General features: G+C 63.9%; 19 protein-coding genes. 7 read left to right on the plus strand and 12 right to left on the minus strand.

From position 1 onward, the window contains the following. The first annotated feature begins 532 nt into the window (after positions 1-532). The 7 genes from GLR48_RS02955 (at position 533) to GLR48_RS02985 (ending at position 6295) form a co-directional block, all read left to right on the plus strand. Positions 533-718, plus strand: a complete 186-nt coding sequence (locus GLR48_RS02955) for a rhodanese-like domain-containing protein (RefSeq protein WP_237058515.1) — start codon at positions 533-535, stop codon at positions 716-718. Positions 719-819: 101 nt separating this feature from the next. After that, positions 820-1035, plus strand: a complete 216-nt coding sequence (locus GLR48_RS02960) for a YgaP family membrane protein (RefSeq protein ID WP_237058517.1) — start codon at positions 820-822, stop codon at positions 1033-1035. Next, positions 1035-1466: a YeeE/YedE family protein gene (locus GLR48_RS02965; RefSeq protein WP_237064311.1), complete on the plus strand. Its 432-nt coding sequence runs from the start codon at positions 1035-1037 to the stop codon at positions 1464-1466. The genes GLR48_RS02960 and GLR48_RS02965 overlap by 1 nt, the downstream gene beginning before the upstream one ends. A gap of 4 nt (positions 1467-1470) precedes the next feature. After that, positions 1471-1905, plus strand: coding sequence for a DUF6691 family protein (locus tag GLR48_RS02970; RefSeq protein ID WP_237058519.1), 435 nt, complete (start codon positions 1471-1473; stop codon positions 1903-1905). Positions 1906-1919: 14 nt separating this feature from the next. Next, complete coding sequence (locus tag GLR48_RS02975) at positions 1920-2804, plus strand: MBL fold metallo-hydrolase (protein WP_237058520.1); 885 nt, start codon at positions 1920-1922, stop codon at positions 2802-2804. 26 nt (positions 2805-2830) lie between these two features. Next, the gene (locus GLR48_RS02980; protein ID WP_237058522.1) at positions 2831-4501 is read left to right on the plus strand and encodes a bifunctional protein tyrosine phosphatase family protein/NAD(P)/FAD-dependent oxidoreductase; all 1671 of its coding nucleotides are present in this window, start codon (positions 2831-2833) and stop codon (positions 4499-4501) included. Between the two features lie 60 nt (positions 4502-4561). Beyond that, positions 4562-6295, plus strand: coding sequence for a SulP family inorganic anion transporter (locus tag GLR48_RS02985; protein WP_237058523.1), 1734 nt, complete (start codon positions 4562-4564; stop codon positions 6293-6295). 121 nt (positions 6296-6416) lie between these two features. On the opposite strand, the gene GLR48_RS02990 is transcribed toward GLR48_RS02985, so the two are convergent. From GLR48_RS02990 to GLR48_RS03045, 12 genes are all read right to left on the minus strand, one after another. Then, positions 6417-7337, minus strand: coding sequence for an MBL fold metallo-hydrolase (locus GLR48_RS02990; protein WP_237058524.1), 921 nt, complete (start codon positions 7335-7337; stop codon positions 6417-6419). A gap of 145 nt (positions 7338-7482) precedes the next feature. Continuing rightward, positions 7483-8268 carry a carbon-nitrogen hydrolase family protein gene (locus GLR48_RS02995; RefSeq protein WP_237058525.1) on the minus strand — a complete coding sequence of 262 codons (786 nt, stop codon included), beginning with the start codon at positions 8266-8268 and terminating at the stop codon, positions 7483-7485. Between the two features lie 5 nt (positions 8269-8273). After that, positions 8274-9071 carry an ABC transporter permease gene (locus GLR48_RS03000; protein WP_237058526.1) on the minus strand — a complete coding sequence of 266 codons (798 nt, stop codon included), beginning with the start codon at positions 9069-9071 and terminating at the stop codon, positions 8274-8276. Then, positions 9068-9919, minus strand: coding sequence for an ABC transporter permease (locus GLR48_RS03005; RefSeq protein ID WP_237058527.1), 852 nt, complete (start codon positions 9917-9919; stop codon positions 9068-9070). Before GLR48_RS03005 ends, GLR48_RS03000 begins: the two co-directional genes overlap by 4 nt. Further along, positions 9916-10971 carry an ABC transporter ATP-binding protein gene (locus GLR48_RS03010; protein ID WP_237058528.1) on the minus strand — a complete coding sequence of 352 codons (1056 nt, stop codon included), beginning with the start codon at positions 10969-10971 and terminating at the stop codon, positions 9916-9918. Before GLR48_RS03010 ends, GLR48_RS03005 begins: the two co-directional genes overlap by 4 nt. 61 nt (positions 10972-11032) lie before the next feature. Next, on the minus strand, positions 11033-12100 hold the full coding sequence (locus tag GLR48_RS03015; RefSeq protein ID WP_237058529.1) for an ABC transporter substrate-binding protein: 1068 nt from the start codon (positions 12098-12100) through the stop codon (positions 11033-11035). A 5-nt stretch (positions 12101-12105) separates the two neighbouring features. Continuing rightward, positions 12106-13017: an agmatinase gene (gene speB / locus GLR48_RS03020; protein ID WP_237058530.1), complete on the minus strand. Its 912-nt coding sequence runs from the start codon at positions 13015-13017 to the stop codon at positions 12106-12108. Positions 13018-13158: 141 nt separating this feature from the next. Next, positions 13159-14115 (minus strand): LysR family transcriptional regulator, encoded by a 957-nt coding sequence (locus GLR48_RS03025; protein WP_237058532.1) that lies wholly within the window; start codon positions 14113-14115, stop codon positions 13159-13161. Positions 14116-14279: 164 nt separating this feature from the next. After that, positions 14280-15269: an ABC transporter ATP-binding protein gene (locus GLR48_RS03030; RefSeq protein WP_237058534.1), complete on the minus strand. Its 990-nt coding sequence runs from the start codon at positions 15267-15269 to the stop codon at positions 14280-14282. Beyond that, complete coding sequence (locus GLR48_RS03035) at positions 15266-16270, minus strand: ABC transporter ATP-binding protein (RefSeq protein ID WP_237058536.1); 1005 nt, start codon at positions 16268-16270, stop codon at positions 15266-15268. Before GLR48_RS03035 ends, GLR48_RS03030 begins: the two co-directional genes overlap by 4 nt. Continuing rightward, a complete protein-coding gene (locus GLR48_RS03040; RefSeq protein ID WP_237058538.1) occupies positions 16267-17235 on the minus strand; it encodes an ABC transporter permease in 969 nt (322 codons plus the stop codon). The genes GLR48_RS03035 and GLR48_RS03040 overlap by 4 nt, the downstream gene beginning before the upstream one ends. Positions 17236-17239: 4 nt before the next feature. Continuing rightward, on the minus strand, positions 17240-18292 hold the full coding sequence (locus GLR48_RS03045) for an ABC transporter permease (RefSeq protein WP_237058540.1): 1053 nt from the start codon (positions 18290-18292) through the stop codon (positions 17240-17242).

Consider the following 18292-nt stretch of genomic DNA (forward strand, 5'->3'; position numbering starts at 1 on the left):
GGATCAACGACGCGACGTGATGGCCATTGCGTGTCTTTCCGACTGATCGCCCTCTTCAGTCGGGTTCGAAGCACGGACAAACGCGCTCCTGCGCCACCGTTCCGAAGTGGGCTGGGCCGCGGCTGGGACCCGTCCCGATTGCGGCTAGCCTGTCATCGCCGCGATCGGCTTGGCCTCTACCAGTCTGGGTGCAGTCCCGGTGACGTCTGTCGGCGGCCACCTCTCACCACATCTGACGCACGTCGGGCAAGATCCGGAGCCTTGCCATACAGCATGGCGGCATGTTCTGTTCAGCGCGTCCGGCGCAGGACAGCACCAGGGACGACCCTGTCGGTTCGACCGAAGACCTGTTTGATGCGCAGCTTCTCCGATCGCATCACCTGCCCACTGATATGACGTCCCTTGCGCGCTGGCGTCGAGCGACTTTCAAGAGCATCATCCTGCGACATCATTGCATATTGCCTCAGCGGATAAAAACATATATGAATTATTGAATAAGTAACGAAACGCAGATTCTTTCACGGAGAGTCTCATGGTCCACACCGCAAAACGCCTGTCCCTTGCGGAAACTGCCCGCGCCAAGACTGGCCATGATCAGCCGAAGGATGTCGCGGCACGTCTGGCAAAGCCTGCCGTGGCCTTGGATATCCGTTGGCCGGACGACGTTGCCGAGGATCACGTGCCCCACGCGATCAACCTCTGCCCCGGCGCGCCTTAACACACTTTTCGGGTTTTGTCGCCCTGCGGGGACAAAGTCTTTGATAACCATCAAGCGCTATCGTCGGGAAGCGCTTCACCCCTTACCGAAGGATCATTCCAATGACACATAATATCGGAACGGCAGACCGTACGATGCGGGCCCTTGTCGGGGTCGTCCTGCTGGCACTGACATGGATCGCACCGATTGCGGTCTTTCACGGCACGCTTGCCGTCACGCTGATCACCATTGTCGGGCTTGTCATGATCGGGACGGCGCTTTTCCGGGTCTGCCCGCTTTATACCCTGCTCGGCATGAGCACCTGTGCGGTGAAATGATGGAGACCGCGTTCACACCCCTGCAATCACTGGGCGGCGGTGCCCTGATCGGACTGGCCGCCGTGCTGCTGATGGGGCTGCACGGTCGCATCTTCGGCGCGACGGGCATCTTGACGGGCCTCATCGCCCCCGCCTCGCGGTCCGATTTCACCTGGCGCGCTACGCTGCTGGCCGGCATGGTCAGCGGACCGCTGCTGGTGCTGTGGCTGACGGGGGCGATGCCCGTCGTCGACGTGCCAGTCTCGACGACCATGCTGATTGTCGGCGGCCTGCTGGTCGGCGTCGGCGTCACATTCTCGTCGGGCTGTACCTCGGGCCACGGGGTCTGCGGTCTGGCGCGGCTGTCGCCGCGGTCAGCGGCCTCGGTCCTGACCTTCATGGCCGCCACAGCCGCCACCGTCTTCATCATCCGCCACGTCATCGGAGCCTGATCCCATGCGCATTCTTACCCTCTATCTGACCGGCCTGATCTTCGGCGCGGGCATTTCCGTCTCTGGCATGGCCAACCCGGCCAAGGTGCTGAACTTCTTCGATATCGCCGGCACTTGGGACCCGTCCCTCGCCTTCGTGATGGGCGGCGCCGTGATCGTCACGTTCCTCGGCTACCGCTTCGTGCTCAAACGCCCGATGCCGGTCATGGCCGACCGGTTTCACCTACCGACCAGCCGCGTGATCGACGTGCGCCTGCTGGGCGGGTCCGCCGTGTTCGGCGCAGGCTGGGGCATCGCGGGCTTCTGCCCGGGCGGCGCGCTGCCGGCGCTTGGCACCGGCAACACTTCGGTTTTCATTTTCGTCGGCGCACTGATCGCAGGTATCCTGCTGGCGCGCGGCATCACCGCCGCACGCTCCTCCCGCGCCGCCACTGCTTGAAAGGACCACACACCATGACCGATTTTCCCGTCGACATGACCACCGCCCCAGAGGTCACCGCCTTCTTCGACGACGCCACCAACACGATCAGCTACGTCGTCAAGGACCCGGCCTCGACGTCCTGCGCGATCATCGACAGCGTCATGGACATCGATTACTTCGCCGGCCGCATCACCTATGACCACGCGGACCGGATGATCGCCTTCGTGCGCGAACACGGTCTGACGCTGGAATGGCTGATCGAGACGCATGTCCATGCCGATCACCTGTCCGCCGCGCCCTATATTCAGAACGCTCTGGGCGGCAAGATCGGGATCGGCGACAAGATCATGGTCGTGCAGGAAACCTTCGGCAAGATCTTCAACGAAGGCACCGAGTTCCAGCGCGACGGGTCACAGTTCGACGCGCTGTTCAAGGATGGCGACACCTATCAGATCGGCGCGATGCAGGCTTTTGCGATCTACACGCCCGGCCACACGCCCGCCTGCATGGTGCATGTGATCGGCAACGCAGCCTTCGTCGGCGACACGCTGTTCATGCCGGACGGCGGATCGGCGCGCGCCGATTTCCCGGGCGGCGACGCGGCGACGCTGTATGACAGCATCCAGCGGGTGTTGACGCTGCCCGACGACATGCGCCTGTTCATGTGCCACGACTACGGACCGAACGGCCGCGATATCGCGTGGGAAACCACCGTGGGCGAGGAAAAGGCCCACAACATCCACGTCGGCAACGGTGCGACGAAGGCAGACTTCGTCAAGTTCCGCACGGAACGCGACGCGACCCTGGCTGTGCCGAAACTGATCCTGCCGTCGCTGCAGGTCAACATGCGCGCCGGTGTCCTGCCGCGCGACAAGGACGGCAATCTGATGCTGAAAGTGCCGGTCAACGGCCTTTGAACGACACCCCGGGCAGGAGAATGGCGATGGATATCAGGGAATTGACGGACCAGGTCTCGGTCGCGCCGCAGGTCGCGCTAGAGGACATGACCGCGATCAAGGCCGCAGGCTTTGCCAGTGTCATCAGCAACCGGCCGGACGGCGAATCCGCTGACCAACCCTCTTTCGCCCAAATCAGGGCCGCAGCAGAGGCAGCGGGCCTGCAGGTGCGGCACCTGCCCGTCGTGTCTGGCCAGATCACCGACGCCGACGTCGCGGCCTTCGGTGCCGCACTAGAAGAGATTCCGGCCCCCGTGCTAGCTTTCTGCAAGTCAGGCACCCGCGCCGCGACGTTGTGGACACGGTCAGAGGCGGGCAAGCGGCCGGAAGCCGACCTGCTGGCCCGCACCCACGCCGCCGGTTACGACATGACCGCCACCGTCGCACAGTCCGCGGCCCAAACGACCAAGCCGCTGGCAGCCCCCGACGTGCGCGCGGATATCGTGATCGTCGGCGCAGGCTCTGCCGGGATCGCCGTGGCCGCCAGCCTGCTGGCGCGGGACAAGACCCTCGACATCACGATCATCGACCCGTCAGAGGTGCATTATTACCAGCCCGGCTGGACGATGGTCGGCGGCGGCATCTTCGATGCCAAGGACACGAAGCGTCAGACCGGGCCGCTGATCCCCGACGGCGTGACGTGGATCAAGGCCGCGGTGGCGGATTTCACGCCGGACGCGGACGCCGTCATCCTCGGTGACGGTCGTGTGGTCGGCTACACCCGCCTGATCGTCTGCCCGGGGCTGGAACTGAACTGGGACGGCATCGCAGGCCTGAGCGACACGCTGGGCCGCAACGGTGTGACATCGAACTATCGCTATGACCTGGCACCCTACACCTGGAAACTGGTGCAACAGACAAAGGGCGGCCGCGCGCTGTTTACCCAGCCGCCGATGCCGATCAAATGCGCCGGTGCGCCGCAAAAGGCGATGTATCTGTCCTGCGATGCCTGGCACCGCGCGGGCGTGCTGAAGGATATCGACGTCCAGTTCATGAACGCCGGTGGCGTGCTCTTCGGGGTCAAGGACTACGTTCCCGCGCTGATGCGCTATGTCGAGAAATATGACGCGCACCTGAACTTCTTCCACACCCTGACCGCCATCGACGGCGCCGCAAAGACCGCAACCTTCAAGGTGGCGAAGCCTGACACCGCCCCGACCGAGGTCACGGTCGACTTCGAAATGATCCACGTCTGCCCCCCACAACGCGCGCCCGGGTTTATCAGGAATTCTCCGCTGGCGGATGCGGCAGGCTGGGTCGACGTGGATCAGGCCACCCTGCGCCACAAGACCTATCAGAACATCTGGTCGCTGGGCGACGTGATGAACGCACCCAACGCCAAGACCATGGCCGCCGCGCGCAAGCAGGCCCCGGTGGTGGCGGACAACATCATGGCGGACATTCACGGCAAATCCGCCGCCGCGATCTACGACGGCTACGGCTCCTGCCCGCTGACGGTAGAGCGTGGCAAGATCGTGCTGGCCGAGTTCGGCTATGGCGGCAAGCTGCTGCCCAGCTTTCCCACGTGGCTGATCGACGGCACGCAGCCCAGCCGTCTGGCCTGGACGCTCAAGGCGCAGGCCCTGCCGCAGGTGTACTGGCACGCCATGCTCAAGGGCCGCGAATGGATGGCCGAACCCGAGAAGACGACCGCCTGATGCAAGCACCGGCGGTCCGGGGGCCATCCCCGGGCCGCGACCTTTCCTGAAAGTCACCTCATGAACACCGCCGCCATCGCCCGCTATCTGCCGATCCTGACCTGGGGTCGCACCTACAGCCGCGCCAACCTGTCAAACGATCTGGTGGCCGCCGTGATCGTCACGATCATGCTGATCCCGCAGTCGCTGGCCTACGCCATGCTGGCCGGCCTGCCGCCAGAGGCGGGGCTTTATGCCTCCATCGCGCCGATCATCCTTTATGCGATCTTCGGCACCAGCCGGGCGCTGGCGGTGGGGCCGGTGGCGGTCGTGTCGCTGATGACGGCGGCGGCGATCGGGAACATCGCGGATCAGGGCACGATGGGTTACGCGCTGGCCGCGCTGACGCTGGCGGCACTGTCGGGCGGCATGATGATCCTGATGGGCGTGTTCCGGCTGGGGTTCCTCGCGAACTTCCTGTCGCATCCGGTTGTCGCGGGCTTCATCACCGCATCCGGCATCCTGATCGCGCTGAGCCAGCTCAAGCATATCCTCGGCATCAGCGCGTCGGGCGACACCCTGCCCGAACTGCTGAAGACCCTGTTCGAACACTTGGGCGAGATCAATCCAATCACCCTTGTCATCGGCGTCGGCGCCACCGCCTTTCTGTTCTGGGTCCGCAAGGGCCTGAACCCGCTGTTGCGCGGCTGGGGCATGAAGGCTGGGCTCGCTGGCGCGCTGACAAAGGCCGGTCCGGTATTGGCCGTCGTGGTCACGACCGTGGTGGTCTGGGCCTTGGGTCTGTCAGACCACGGGGTCAAGATCGTCGGCGATGTCCCGCAAAGCCTGCCGCCGCTGACACTGCCCTCCTTCTCTCCGACGCTGGTTGGGCAACTGCTGCTACCCGCCTTGCTGATCTCGGTCATCGGCTTCGTGGAATCGATTTCCGTCGCACAAACGCTGGCCGCCAAAAAGCGCCAGCGCATCGACCCGGACCAAGAGCTGATCGGTCTGGGGGCCGCCAACGTCGCCTCTGCCCTGACCGGCGGTTTCCCGGTGACGGGCGGCTTTTCCCGCTCTGTCGTGAACTACGATGCAGGCGCGGAAACCCCCGCCGCCGGTGCCTATACCGCGGTGGGCCTTGCCATCGCGGCCTTCGCGCTGACGCCGCTGATCTACTTCCTGCCCAACGCGACGCTTGCGGCGACGATCATCGTGGCGGTGCTGTCCCTCGTCGACTTCAGCATCCTGCGGACCAGCTGGTCCTATTCCCGCGCCGACTTTGCCGCCGTGCTGGTCACGATCCTCGCGACCCTGTGGTTCGGCGTGGAAACCGGCGTGTCGGCGGGCGTGATCCTGTCGATCCTGCTGCACCTCTACAAGACCTCCAAACCCCACATCGCAGAGGTCGGCTGCGTCCCCGGCACCCAGCATTTCCGCAACATCAAGCGCCACGACGTCCAGACCGACCCCGCCATCCTGACCCTGCGCATCGACGAAAGCCTCTATTTCGCCAACGCCAGATATCTGGAGGATTACGTGCTGGACCGGGTGGTGAAAGACGCCGCGATCCGCAACGTGGTCCTGATGTGCTCTGCCGTGAACGACATCGACTTCAGTGCCCTCGAAAGCCTTGAGGCGCTGTCGGCCCGCCTGTCCGACATGAACATCCGCCTGCACCTGTCAGAGGTGAAAGGTCCCGTGATGGATCGCCTGAATCGCAGCCATTTCCTCGATCACATGACCGGCAAAGTCTTTCTGTCCCAGTTCGATGCGATCGAGGCCCTGCGCCCGAAAGCGACCGCCGTCGCCTGACGGCGGCAGCGACCGGAATGACGTCGCTGCCCGCATGAGCATGGGCGGTGCGTCTGCCGTTCGTCAGGCCGGATCGCTTTCCTGCCGATGATGATATGGCGGCCCAGGCTGGCCCGGATGATCAGAATCTGTCGACCGGGATTTTCAGATACTGCATCCCGTCATCCTCTGCCGGCGGCAATTGCCCTGCGCGCAGGTTGATCTGCAGCGCTGCCAGCATCCGGTGCGGCAAGGCCAAGGTGGCATCGCGGTCCTGTCGGACCTTGATGTAGTCGGCCTTGGCGGTCCCGTCCCTGACATGGATGTTGTCTGCCTTGTGTGCGGCCACCGTCGCCTCCCATGCGGGTGCGTCCCGCCCGGTTGCACCATAGTCATGACCCACGAACAGGCGCGTCGTGTCCGGCAGCGCAAGGATCGCCTGAATCGAGTTCCACAGATCATCTGCACTGCCACCCGGGAAATCGGCCCGCGCCGTGCCGCTGTCCGGCTGCATCAAGGTATCATGCACGAAAGCCGCGTCGCCGCAGACGTAAGTGACCGATCCCAGCGTATGCCCCGGCGACAGCATGACCCGGACCGTCAGGTCACCCACGGCAAAGCTGTCCCCGTCGGCAAAGAGCTCGTCGAAATCCGCATCCGGATCGAAGGCACCCGGCGTGTTGTAGATGTCCCGCCACAGCACCGCGATGTCGCGCACCTTTTCACCGATGGCATTCGGTGCCCCGGTGCGAGCCTTCAAAAGGGTCGAGGCCATGACGTGATCGGCGTGGGGATGGGTGTCCAGCACCCGCGCGACGGTCAGCCCATTGTCGCGCACAAGGTCCAGTACCTGATCCATGCTGACGGTGCTTGTCTTGAAACCGACCGGGTCAAAGTTCCAGACCACGTCGATCAGCACAGCCTCGCGCGTCGCCGGATCGGCACAGACATACTGGATCGATCCCGTATCAGGCTCGTAGATGCCCCAGACATCCGGGCTGCCTGCGCCGGTCGAAGGCGAATGCCGCACGAAGCGCTGTTTCAGCTTTGGAATGTCATCCATATGTCTGCACCTTTCCGGCATAGAGGGTCCGCGTCGATTCAGACCCTGCACCATCATTTATCGTCCCTTATCCATCAGACAAAGCCTGCTGGTAAACCGATCTTTGCCCCGCAGACCACCCGCAGGCGGTCAGGTCAATGCAGGATCATGCAGACAGCGGGGATGACCGCAGTCGGTCCAAGGCGTCAAGGTAGGAGTCTGCCGCACGCTCGTTCTGGATCGCCTGACGGTCAATGTCTGCCACCAACAACTGTGCCTCTGACCCTGCGGCGGCCAAAGGCTCGCCTTGCGGGTCCCGGATCGACGACAGGCCGACAAACGCATACGGTCCTTCGTGACCGACACGATTTGCATAGCCAATCGCGATCTGGTTTTCCATCGCGCGGGTCGGCACTAGAAGCCGGGCAATCCGGTCGTGCGGCGCCATCAGGGCCGTTGGCACGATGACAAGATCAACGCCTGCCAGCGCCTCGGCTCGGATGAGTTCCGGAAACTCCACGTCATAGCAAATCGCAACGCCAACGGTCAGACCCGCACACTGAAAGCGGAGCGGTTCGCGTCCCGGCTGAAACGTCTGTCTTTCCCAGTCGCCGAACAGGGCGCGCTTGGCATATCGCCCCAGTTCCCTGCCGGATGCGTCGATGACGACCGCCGCATTGCTCAGACCGTCGCCGGCCTCGACATGTGTTCCCATCGCGATGGCGAGGGTGTGGCGCATGGCGATGCCGGCGACATCTGCCAGCGCCTGTTCGACGCCCGGCAAACCGCCACGGACAAGACCCGGCAGATAGTAACCCGTCAGATACCCCTCGGGAAAGACCAGAAGGTCCGCGTTCTGCTGCCGCGCCATCGCGGCGATCCGTGCAACCTCGGCCAGTGTGCCGTCCAGATCGCCGGGCACGCCGGCGCCCTGCCACAGTGCAAGACGCATGATACTCACTCCTGTACCCTTTCGGCACCCAACAGACGCGGCAAGTCGCCGAACCGGCCGATCATGCCAAAGATCAGCGCCGCCAGCATGACGAACAGCAATGACACGACGCCCATGATCGGTGTGTAGCCATAGCGCAGACTGTTGAAGATCTTGATCGGCAACGTCTCGACCGTGAAACCGGCCACCATGTAGGCGATGATGTATTCGTTCAGCGACAAGACGAAGGCGAAGGCATAGCCCGATATCACATAAGGCGTCAGCAGCGGCAGCAGGATCGTGCGAAACACGGTCCAGCGCCCGGCCCCCATCGTGCGCGCCGCCTCGATCAGTGACCGGTCGATGGCCGATAGGCCAAGGCTGAGCGTGACCAAGGGCAGCGTGATCAGGAACACACCATGAGAGACGATGGTCGCGGCCATGCGGCCATACATGCCGACCGAAATCCAGAACACCATGAACCCGAGGGCAGAAATGACAGGAGGCAACATGAAAGGTGCCACGCCCAGCGTATACAAGGCTCGCGATACCCAGCCGCCTCGCGCCCAGATATGCAATGCCAGCGGCAGCGCCATGACGACCGCCAACGTGCTGGCCGCAGCCGCGATGACCAGTGAATTGCGCAACGGGATCAGCCAGGCGGGATCCTGCAGGAAGGCAGCATACCACTGCAGGGACAGATCCTGCGGCGGAAACCGCAGGCTTTGCTGACCGTTCAACGAGACACCGGCCACCACGATGATCGGACAGGCCAGCAACAGCAGGATCACGGCCACATAGGTCGTCTGAACCGCCTTGGTCATGTCGCGTCCCCCTTGCCACCGACCAGCAAGGTCAAACCGACCAGCGCCAGGGACACGATCAACAGAAGCACGGCCATCGCCGCCGCGAACGGCAGGTTCGACTGGAACACCGCCTGATCGGTGATGTGCACCGACAGCGTCCAGTGCTGCGGTTTGCCCAGAACCTGCGGCAGCAGATAAACCCCCAGCGTAAAAACGAAAACAAGGATCAAGGCCCCCAGAATGGGCGCCCGCAACAGCGGAATGGTCACCGTCGTGAACCTTTGCAACGGGCTGGCGCCCATCATCCGGGCGGCATCCGTCAACTCGGGGTCCAGACGCGACACCGGCGGGTACAGCACCAGCACCGCATAGGGCAGCGCGAGGTAGCACATGCCGGTCATCAGCGCGAAAAGGCTGGGCGTGAACGCCCTTGGCGCGTCCAGAATGCCAAGCCAGACCAGAAGGTTGCCGACACCGGCCGTCTGTGACAGCAAGGTCGACAGCGAAAATCCGATGATGACCTCTGACAGCGACAGGATCGACAGCAGCACGACCAGAATGATCGTCTGCGATCGCCTGCGCATCTGCGACAGGATCACCGTGAAGGGAAACGCCAGCCCGACGCAGATCACCGCCGCCCCCGCCGACAGCGCAAGAGAGGTCAGAAGGATCTTGCCGAAGAAGGCAGAGAAGAACCTGACGTAGCTGTCGAGCTCGAACCCCGGCTCGAAGAATCCGCCGGGGACCCGGTGGGCCACGCTGACGGTCAGCATGATGACGAAGGGCACCAGAAAGAAGATCCCGAGCCAGACTGCAGGGAAGCCCGCGAGCCAAGCAGGGGTGGGATGGTCGCTACGGACACTCATGCCGGCAGGACCGTGCAGCTGCCGGGGGCGAAGGTCACGCTGACCACATCGCCGGAGGCGATGTCCGGCCGCGCCGACGGATGATAAAGGGCCGTGATGTCCTGACCGTTCAGATCAAGCACGTAGTGCACGCTTTCGCCCAGATCGCGGACAAAGATGACACGGGCGGTCAAGGTGTCCGGCCCATCTTCCCGCACCGTCAGACGCACGTCCTCTGGCCGGACCGACAGGACAGCATCGGTCCCGCCCCCGCAATTGACCCGGTCATCGGGATGCAGCGTCAGCGGCTGTCCGGCGATCTCGATCGTGCGCCCCCCGACCAACCGGCAGGGGATCAGCGCCGACGTCCCGATGAACCCCGCGACAAAGGCATTGGCCGGGTTGCGATAGACCTGCATCGGGGCACCGATCTGCCGGACACGGCCCTTTTCCATGACGATGACCTGATCCGACATCGTCAGCGCCTCCTTCTGATCGTGCGTCACGCAAACCGTCGTGACGCCCAGCCGCTGCTGCAACTGCCGCAATTCGACCTGCATATGCTCGCGCAGGTTCGCATCCAGCGCGGACAGCGGCTCGTCCAGCAGAAACACCTTCGGATTGATCGCCAGCCCGCGCGCGATGGCGACGCGCTGGCGTTGACCGCCCGACAATTGGTGAATCCGCCGATCTGCGACGCCGTCCAGCTGCACGAGGGCGAGCAGTTCCTCGGCCCGCGCCCGCGCCTCGGCCTTCGGGCGACCCCGGATCGTCAGGGGATAGGCCACATTCTGGGCGACGCTTAAATGAGGAAACAGGGCAAGCGATTGAAAGACCATGCCGAAATCGCGCTTTTCCGATGGCACATCGGTCTGATCCTCGCCGGCCACCAGAATGCGACCGGCACTTGGCACCTCCAGCCCCGCCATCAGGCGCAGCAGGGTCGTCTTGCCACAACCGGACGGCCCCAGAAGGCAGACGAAGCTGCCGTCGGGGATATCGAGTGTCACATCGTCAACGGCGGTCAGATCGCCAAACCGCTTCGTGATGCCCTGAAGCGAAAGTTGTGTCATGACGCTGTCCTGCCTTTTTCTCTGGCCCGGGCAAAGGCCCCGGACCAGCATTCGTATCGCTCTAGCCGGTGACGAGTTCGGACCACTTCTGGTTCACCCAGTCCGCACGATCCACATAAAGATCGTAGCGCGGCAGGATCGGCGCGATGTCAGACGAGACGGCTGCAAATTCTTCATCCGTCAGATCAGTCAGCTCGCGCGGGACGGTCGGGGCGGTGCCGACGAACCGCGACAGTGTCGCCTGAACCGACGGCTGGGCCATGTAGTTGATGAAGACCTGCGACTGCTCGATCTGCTTGGACGCGCTCGACACGACCCAAGAGCCGGAATCGAGCACTGCGCCCTCTTTCGGAAAGGTCGACCGGACGGGTTTGCCGTCCGCTGCGGCCAATCCGGTCACGTCGTGATAGTATTGACCCATCGGAATTTCGCCTGTTTCCAGCGCCTGCTGGAACTGACCTTCGTCACGGTACCACAGCCTGACGTTCGGTTTGACCTCTGCCAGCTTGGCCATGACCTGCAGCACGCCCTCTTCGGTCGCGAGGATATCGGTGCCATCGAAATAGGTCGTCGCCGTGATTTCCAGCAGGAACGAATTCGAGGCAAGCGCCAGAAGACCCAGCTTGTCCGCATTCGCAGAGTCCCACAGCGCCATCCAGGATGCCGGCGCATCAGTATAGACGTCGGTATTCGTGACCAGGCTCACATACCAGCTGACCGCACCGGTGCCGTACATCTGTCCGTCGTCGTAGCTGTGCTGAAAGAAGTCCGGCAGGCTTTTCGTCTCGGGCATCGCGGCCTGATCCAGCGGCGCCCAAAGCTTCGCCTGCTCGCCGCGCAGCCGGGCGACCTGGGCGATCATCGACACATCGGCCGGGGCCTGACCGGCACGCGCCGCCTGTTGCAGCTGTACCAGCCATGCCTCACCGGTGGGTTCGGCAATCGACTCCACCTCGATCCCCGTGGCTTTGGTGAATTCGGGAAAGATGTGCGTCTTGAAGCTGTCTTCGAAATAGCCGCCGTAGGTGCCGACCTTCAGCGGCGCACCTTGGGCGCTCAGCAACGTCGGCGCCGCCAGCGTGCCGATCGTCGCAGCACCGGTGGTGGCCAGAAATGTGCGTCTTTTCATCATTCTCAGAACTCCAGGTTGGTTAATGTGATGTCGCGGCGTCCGACGCCCGGCAAGGCGCACAGCATTTCGAACAGCAGGTTTGCACCGATTAGTGCCGTATTGCCGGTGGTGTCATAAGGCGGCGACACCTCGACCAGATCGCAGCCGACCAGATTGAGCCCGGCACAGCCCCGCACGATCTCGAACGCCTGCCACGTGGACAGACCGCCCGGTTCAACTGTGCCTGTCCCGGGGGCAAAGCCGGGATCAAGGGCGTCGATATCAAAGCTCAGGTACACCGGCGTATCGCCGATCATCTCGCGGATGCGCGCCATCAGCGGCACAAGCGAGCGGTGCCAGCAGCCCTCGGCCTGCACGACCTTCCAGCCCCGGTCACGTCCCCAATCGAAATCCTGCGGCGCATAGCCCGTTCCGCGCAGCCCGATCTGGAACACCTTGTCGTTCAGCAGGCAGTCATCTTCCCAGGCCCTGCGGAACGGACACCCGTGAGCGACCGTTTCGCCGAACATGTGTTCGTTGACGTCGGCGTGCGCGTCGATGTGGATCAGGGCGACCGGACCGTGCACCTTGCGGATCGCCTTCAGGATCGGCCAGGTCAGCGTGTGATCGCCCCCCAGCGTCAGGGGAATGGCGCCCGTCGCCAGCACATCGTCATAGAAGGTTTCGATGATCCCGACGGATTTCTTCAGGTCGAACGTGTTGATCGGGACATCGCCGATGTCCGCCACCTGAAGATGCTCGTAGGGGGCGGCACCCGTTGCCATGTTGAAGGGCCGCAGCATCCGGCTTTCGTCGCGGATCTGGCGCGGCCCTAGCCGCGTCCCCGGCCTGTTCGATGTCCCGATGTCCATCGGAACGCCGATGAAACAGGCGTCCAGCCCCGCTGCGGTGGGCTGTGTGGGCAGCCGCATCATCGTTGCAGGGCCTGCGAAGCGCGGCATCTCGTTGCCGCTTAGCGGTTGGTTGAATGTTGCAGTCAGCTTGGGCCTCCGTTCCGGATGTTTTCTGTTGTCACGCACCATAGATCAGCCGGTCAGGACAAATATACCAAATGCTCAATCAAAAGGTGGATGATCGTCAATGTATCGGTTCGTGTCTGGCGGATCCTGATCCGCAGCCAGTCCGTAGACCTCTGACAGTTCCTCCAGAAAGGCATCGGCCAGAGCGCCCCGGGATGCCGCAGGTCTGAGTGCGACGTCAAAGGGGCAGGCATAGCGAAACAGGTCTGGGCGCAGGCAGCGCAGGGTACCGCGCCCGACCCACGGCAAGGCTGCATGATCCGGCACATATCCCAGATAGGCCCCCGACAGGATCAGAAACAGCTGCTGCTCGACCCCTTCCGCCGTGGCCGTGGTCTGGGCAAAGACCTGATTGTTGGCATGGTCCGGCCGCCAGTAGGTGCGTCCCGCAACCTTGTGCGTCCGCAGGATATCCGCCGTGATGTCCTGCGTCGGCAGATCGAACATCGGATGACCGCGCCCGCAATACAGCGTGTTCGTCTCGGTATAAAGGTACCGGTAGGCCAGTCCCCGCACCTTGTAGGGAAAACTGCCGACCGCTGCGTGCAGATCACCGTCTAGGACGCCGGTCTGAAGCGTCTGCGGCGACCCGTTGCGGAATTCGAACCTGACCTGAGGATGGCGCTTCTCCATCCGGGCAATCACCTGCGGGATGTGGCAATCGGGGTCTGACACGATGCTGTCCACCACACCGATCCGTAGCCGCCCGACCAGCCGGCCATGAATGACCTCGGTCTCTCCTACGAAACCGTCAAGAGCCATCAGAAGCCGCACCGTGGCCTCGTGAACCACCCGTCCCTCCTCGGTCAACGCAAAGCCCGCGCGACCGCGGGTGCAAAGCGTGACTTTCAACCGATCCTCAAGCGCCTGGATGTGGTTGGAAATGGTCGATTGATGCAGGTTCAGAACGGCCTGTGCCGCAGCAAACCCCCGATGTCTGACAACCGCGTCGAACACGCGCAAAAGCCGCAAGTCTGACCCCAGGATCTGCATGGTGTTGGCCCCTTTCAGATCAGACAGCCACCTCTTGTTTTCAAGACGGATGACGAGATCCCGCGTTTCAGATGAAGATCTTGCAGTTGTGCGCGCTCTAGCCGACCGAGCCGCGTGATACCGGTTCGCAGAAACGTTTACATGATGATGGTACAGCCGCCGCGTCAGGCCAGCGGGTGATGGCAGGCCAGCGTGCGGCCGTCTGATGTCGGCACCAACGCGGGGCGCGTGCTGCGGCACAGGTCGCTTGCATGGGGGCATCGCGTTGAAAACTTGCATCCCGCGGGCGGGTTCAACGGGCTGGGTATTTCACCCTCCAGCACGATCCGCTTGCCCCGACCGCTGTCCACGCGCGGCACCGGAATCGCTGAAATCAGGGCCTGCGTGTAGGGATGCGCCGGCCGGTCGAACACCGCCTCGACCGGGCCCGTCTCGACGATAGAGCCGAGATACATGATCGCCACCCGGTCCGAGACCTGCCGCACCACGCCCAGATCGTGTGCGATGAACAGATAGGTCAGCGACAGCCGTTCGCGCAGGTCCGCGAACAGGTTGACGATCTGCGCCTGCACCGACACGTCCAGCGCAGATACAGGCTCGTCAGCCACGATCAGGTCGGGTTCCATGGCCAGCGCCCGGGCGATGCCAATGCGTTGGCGCTGCCCACCCGAGAATTCATGCGGAAACCGTTCAAGGTAGGCCTGCGGCAGACCGACAAGATCCATCAGCTCGTCCAGCCGCCTCGACACCTCGTCGCGGGGGCGGATGCGGTGAACGATCAGGGGTTCGCTCAGGATATCGCGGACCCGGCGGTGCGGGTTCAGCGACGACGAGGGGTCCTGAAAGATCATCTGCACCTTGCGCCGGAACGGCCGCAGGGCATGGGTGCCTAGCCGCGTCACCTCTTGCCCGTCAAAGCGCAATGCGCCGCCCGAGATGTCGTAAAGCCGCGTCAGGCAGCGGCCCAGCGTGGATTTGCCAGATCCGCTTTCGCCGACCAGGCCCAAGGTCTCGCCTCGGTCGATGCGCAGGTCGATGCCGTCGACAGCGTGCAACGCGCGACCGCTGCCGGGCAGAAGCGTCTTTCCGACCGTGAAGGTCTTGCGCAGGGCCACGGCCTCCATCAGCGGGCGGGCGATCGGGGACTGGATCATGCGGGCACCGCCGTCACGGATCGGGCTGCAGCGCGCTGTTCGGCGTTCAGATGGCACAGCGCCATGTGATCGCCGTCGCGCCGGGCGGGTGGTTCGGTGCCGCACACCGCCATGCGAGCGGGGCAGCGCGGGGCAAAGGCGCAGCCTTTGGGCACCTGTCCCACCATCGGGGGCGCACCGGGGATGGACGGCAGACGCGCGGGGCGCTGGCCTGTCAGCGGCGGGATAGAGCCGAGCAGACCCCACGTATAAGGATGCATCGGCGCGTTGAAAACGTCGGCGGCGGTGCCGCTTTCCACAACGCGGCCCGCATACATCACGACGACCCGGTCGGCCATTTCGGCGACGACACCCATGTCGTGGGTAATCAGCACGATGGCCGATCCATGATCGCGCCGCAGCTTGCGCAACAGGTCCAGCACCTGCGCCTGCACCGTCGTATCCAGCGCCGTCGTCGGTTCATCCGCGATCAGCAGCGACGGGTTGCACGACAGCGCCATCGCGATCACCGCCCGCTGGCGCATGCCGCCCGACAACTGGTGCGGAAACCGGCGGGCGGTATCGTCGGGGTCGAATATCCCCACCTCGGCCAGCAGCGCCACGGCCCGGTCCCACGCCGCACGCGCACCGACGCGTTCATGCGCCCGGATCTGCTCCACGATCTGCGCCCCGATGCTCAGCACAGGGGTCAATGCGGTCATGGGGTCCTGAGAGATGAAGGCGATCTCGTTCCCGCGCAGGCGGCGCATCTGCCGTTCCTTCAGCCCCAGCAACGACTGGCCGCGAAAGGTGACGGTGCCCCCGACGGTCGTGTTGCGCGGATCGTGCAGACCCATCACCGACAGCAGCGACAGGGTCTTGCCGGACCCGCTTTCGCCCACGACGGACAGGATCTCTCCGGGCTGCACGGTAAAGGACACATCCTGCACCGCGGTCAGCGCTCCCGCCTCGGTGGCAAACGTGACGCTCAGCCCAGTGACGTCCAGCAAGGGTTCGGTCATGCGCGCATCCTCGGGTCGATCACGGCGTAAAGCATGTCGACGACCGCGTTGGCCGCGACGACGAAAAAAGAGGCATACATCACCGTGGCAAGGATCACGGGCAGATCAAGACTTTGCAGCGCCTGATAGGTCAGCCGCCCGACGCCGTTGATGCCAAAGACGACCTCTGTCAGCAGCGCCGCCCCGCCGACCAGCGCACCGAAATCGAGGCCGAACATCGTCACGAAGGGCAGCAGCGACGTGCGAAAGGCATGCCGCAACATGATGCGGCGGCCCGACAGACCCTTGGCGCGGGCGGTGCGGATGTAATCCTCGCCGTAAGCCTCGATGATATTGGCCCGCAGGATGCGGGCGTAGATGCCGATGTAGAGCACCGCGAGGGTCAGCCACGGGATGACGAGGGATTTGAACCAGCCCGACACGCTGTCCGTCAGCGGCACGTAGCCCAGCCCCGGCACCCATGAAAACAGCCATGTGTCGTGAAACCGGCTTTGACTGACGAGGTTCATCACCTCGCCCAGCCAGAACACGGGCATAGAGATGCCGATGAGGGCAAGGATCATCAACCCCCGGTCCACCCATGTATCGCGCATCGCGGCCGCCACCAGTCCGACGCCGATGCTGCCGACGACCCACAGGATCGCGGCCCCCGTGACCAGCGACAGCGTTGCGGGCACGGCGTCCAGCACCTGCGGGATCACCTTTTGCCCCCGGTTCACGAAGGACGTCAGATCGCGTGTGATGAACAGCCGTTTCATCAGCACCGCGTATTGCACCGGCAGCGGACGGTCGAAGCCGAAGTCGTGGCGGATCTGGGCCACCGTCTCTGGCGCGGCATTGCGGCCTGCGATCCGGGCGGCGGGGTCCGATCCGGGGGTCGCAAAGAAGATGGCAAAGACCAGCACCGAGATGCCGAACATCACGAAGGCCATCTGGATCAGGCGTTGCAGGATGGTTGCGATCATCGGCCTATCCCAGCTTGAACCGGGGATCGAGCGCGTCGCGCATGCAATCACCCAGCACGTTCAGCGCCAGCACCGTGATGACGATGGCGATCCCGGGCGCCAGTGCGACGACAGGCCGGGAATACAGCAAGGTCTGCCCGTCCTGAATGATCGTGCCCCAGCTGGCATCCGGCGGTTGCACCCCGATCGACAGGAACGAAAGCGCGGATTCCGTCACGATAGCCAGCGCCAGAAGGATCGGCACGAAGACGATCAGCGTCGGCACGACGTTGGGCAGGATGTCCCGCAGCAGGATGCGGCGGGTCGGCATGCCAAGCCCGATAGCGGCCAGCACGAATTCCGACTGGCGCAGGGTCAGCACCTTGGACCGGATCGGTCGCGCGACATAAGGAACGTAGATGACGCCGATGATCCCGATGGGCAGCACGAGGCTGCCCGCGGTGATGGTGAATGGCCCGATGGCAAAGCTGCTGTTCAGCAGCACGATCGACAGCGAAATCGCCAGCAGATAAACCGGAAACGCCCAAAGCACGTCGAGAATCCGGCTTAGCACCATGTCCACGACGCCGCCCGCAAACCCCGCGACAACACCGATGAGCGAGGCGAGAGTCAAGCAGATCACCGTGGCCGCCCCCGCGATGAACAGCGAATTCCGGCCGCCATAAAGCAACCGCGCCGCCACGTCGCGCCCCTGATTGTCGGCGCCCAGCATATAGGCCGTCGTCCATGTCGGCCCGATCGGCGTCACGCCCAGCCCCAGCCCGGTGGTGGATGGCTGCATGACCGGAACGCTTGTGCCGTTCAGCGTGATCGACCCGCCGAGGTTCGACCGGAACGGATCGCTGCCCGCCAAATCGGCATAAAGCGGCGCCAGCGCGCTCAGCACCACGATGATGCACAACACGATGACGGACACGACGGCAGAACGATTGCGGGACAGCCGCCGCACCGCCGTGGCCCAGGGACCGCGTCCGGCGCGGACGCCGGGCGCGGACAGGTTCACAGGATCGACCCCTGCGGCGGGTGCGGAGTCCGATACTGTGGCAGGCCGGTTCAT

Source organism: Loktanella sp. M215 (genome assembly GCF_021735925.1).
Taxonomy (GTDB): domain Bacteria; phylum Pseudomonadota; class Alphaproteobacteria; order Rhodobacterales; family Rhodobacteraceae; genus Loktanella.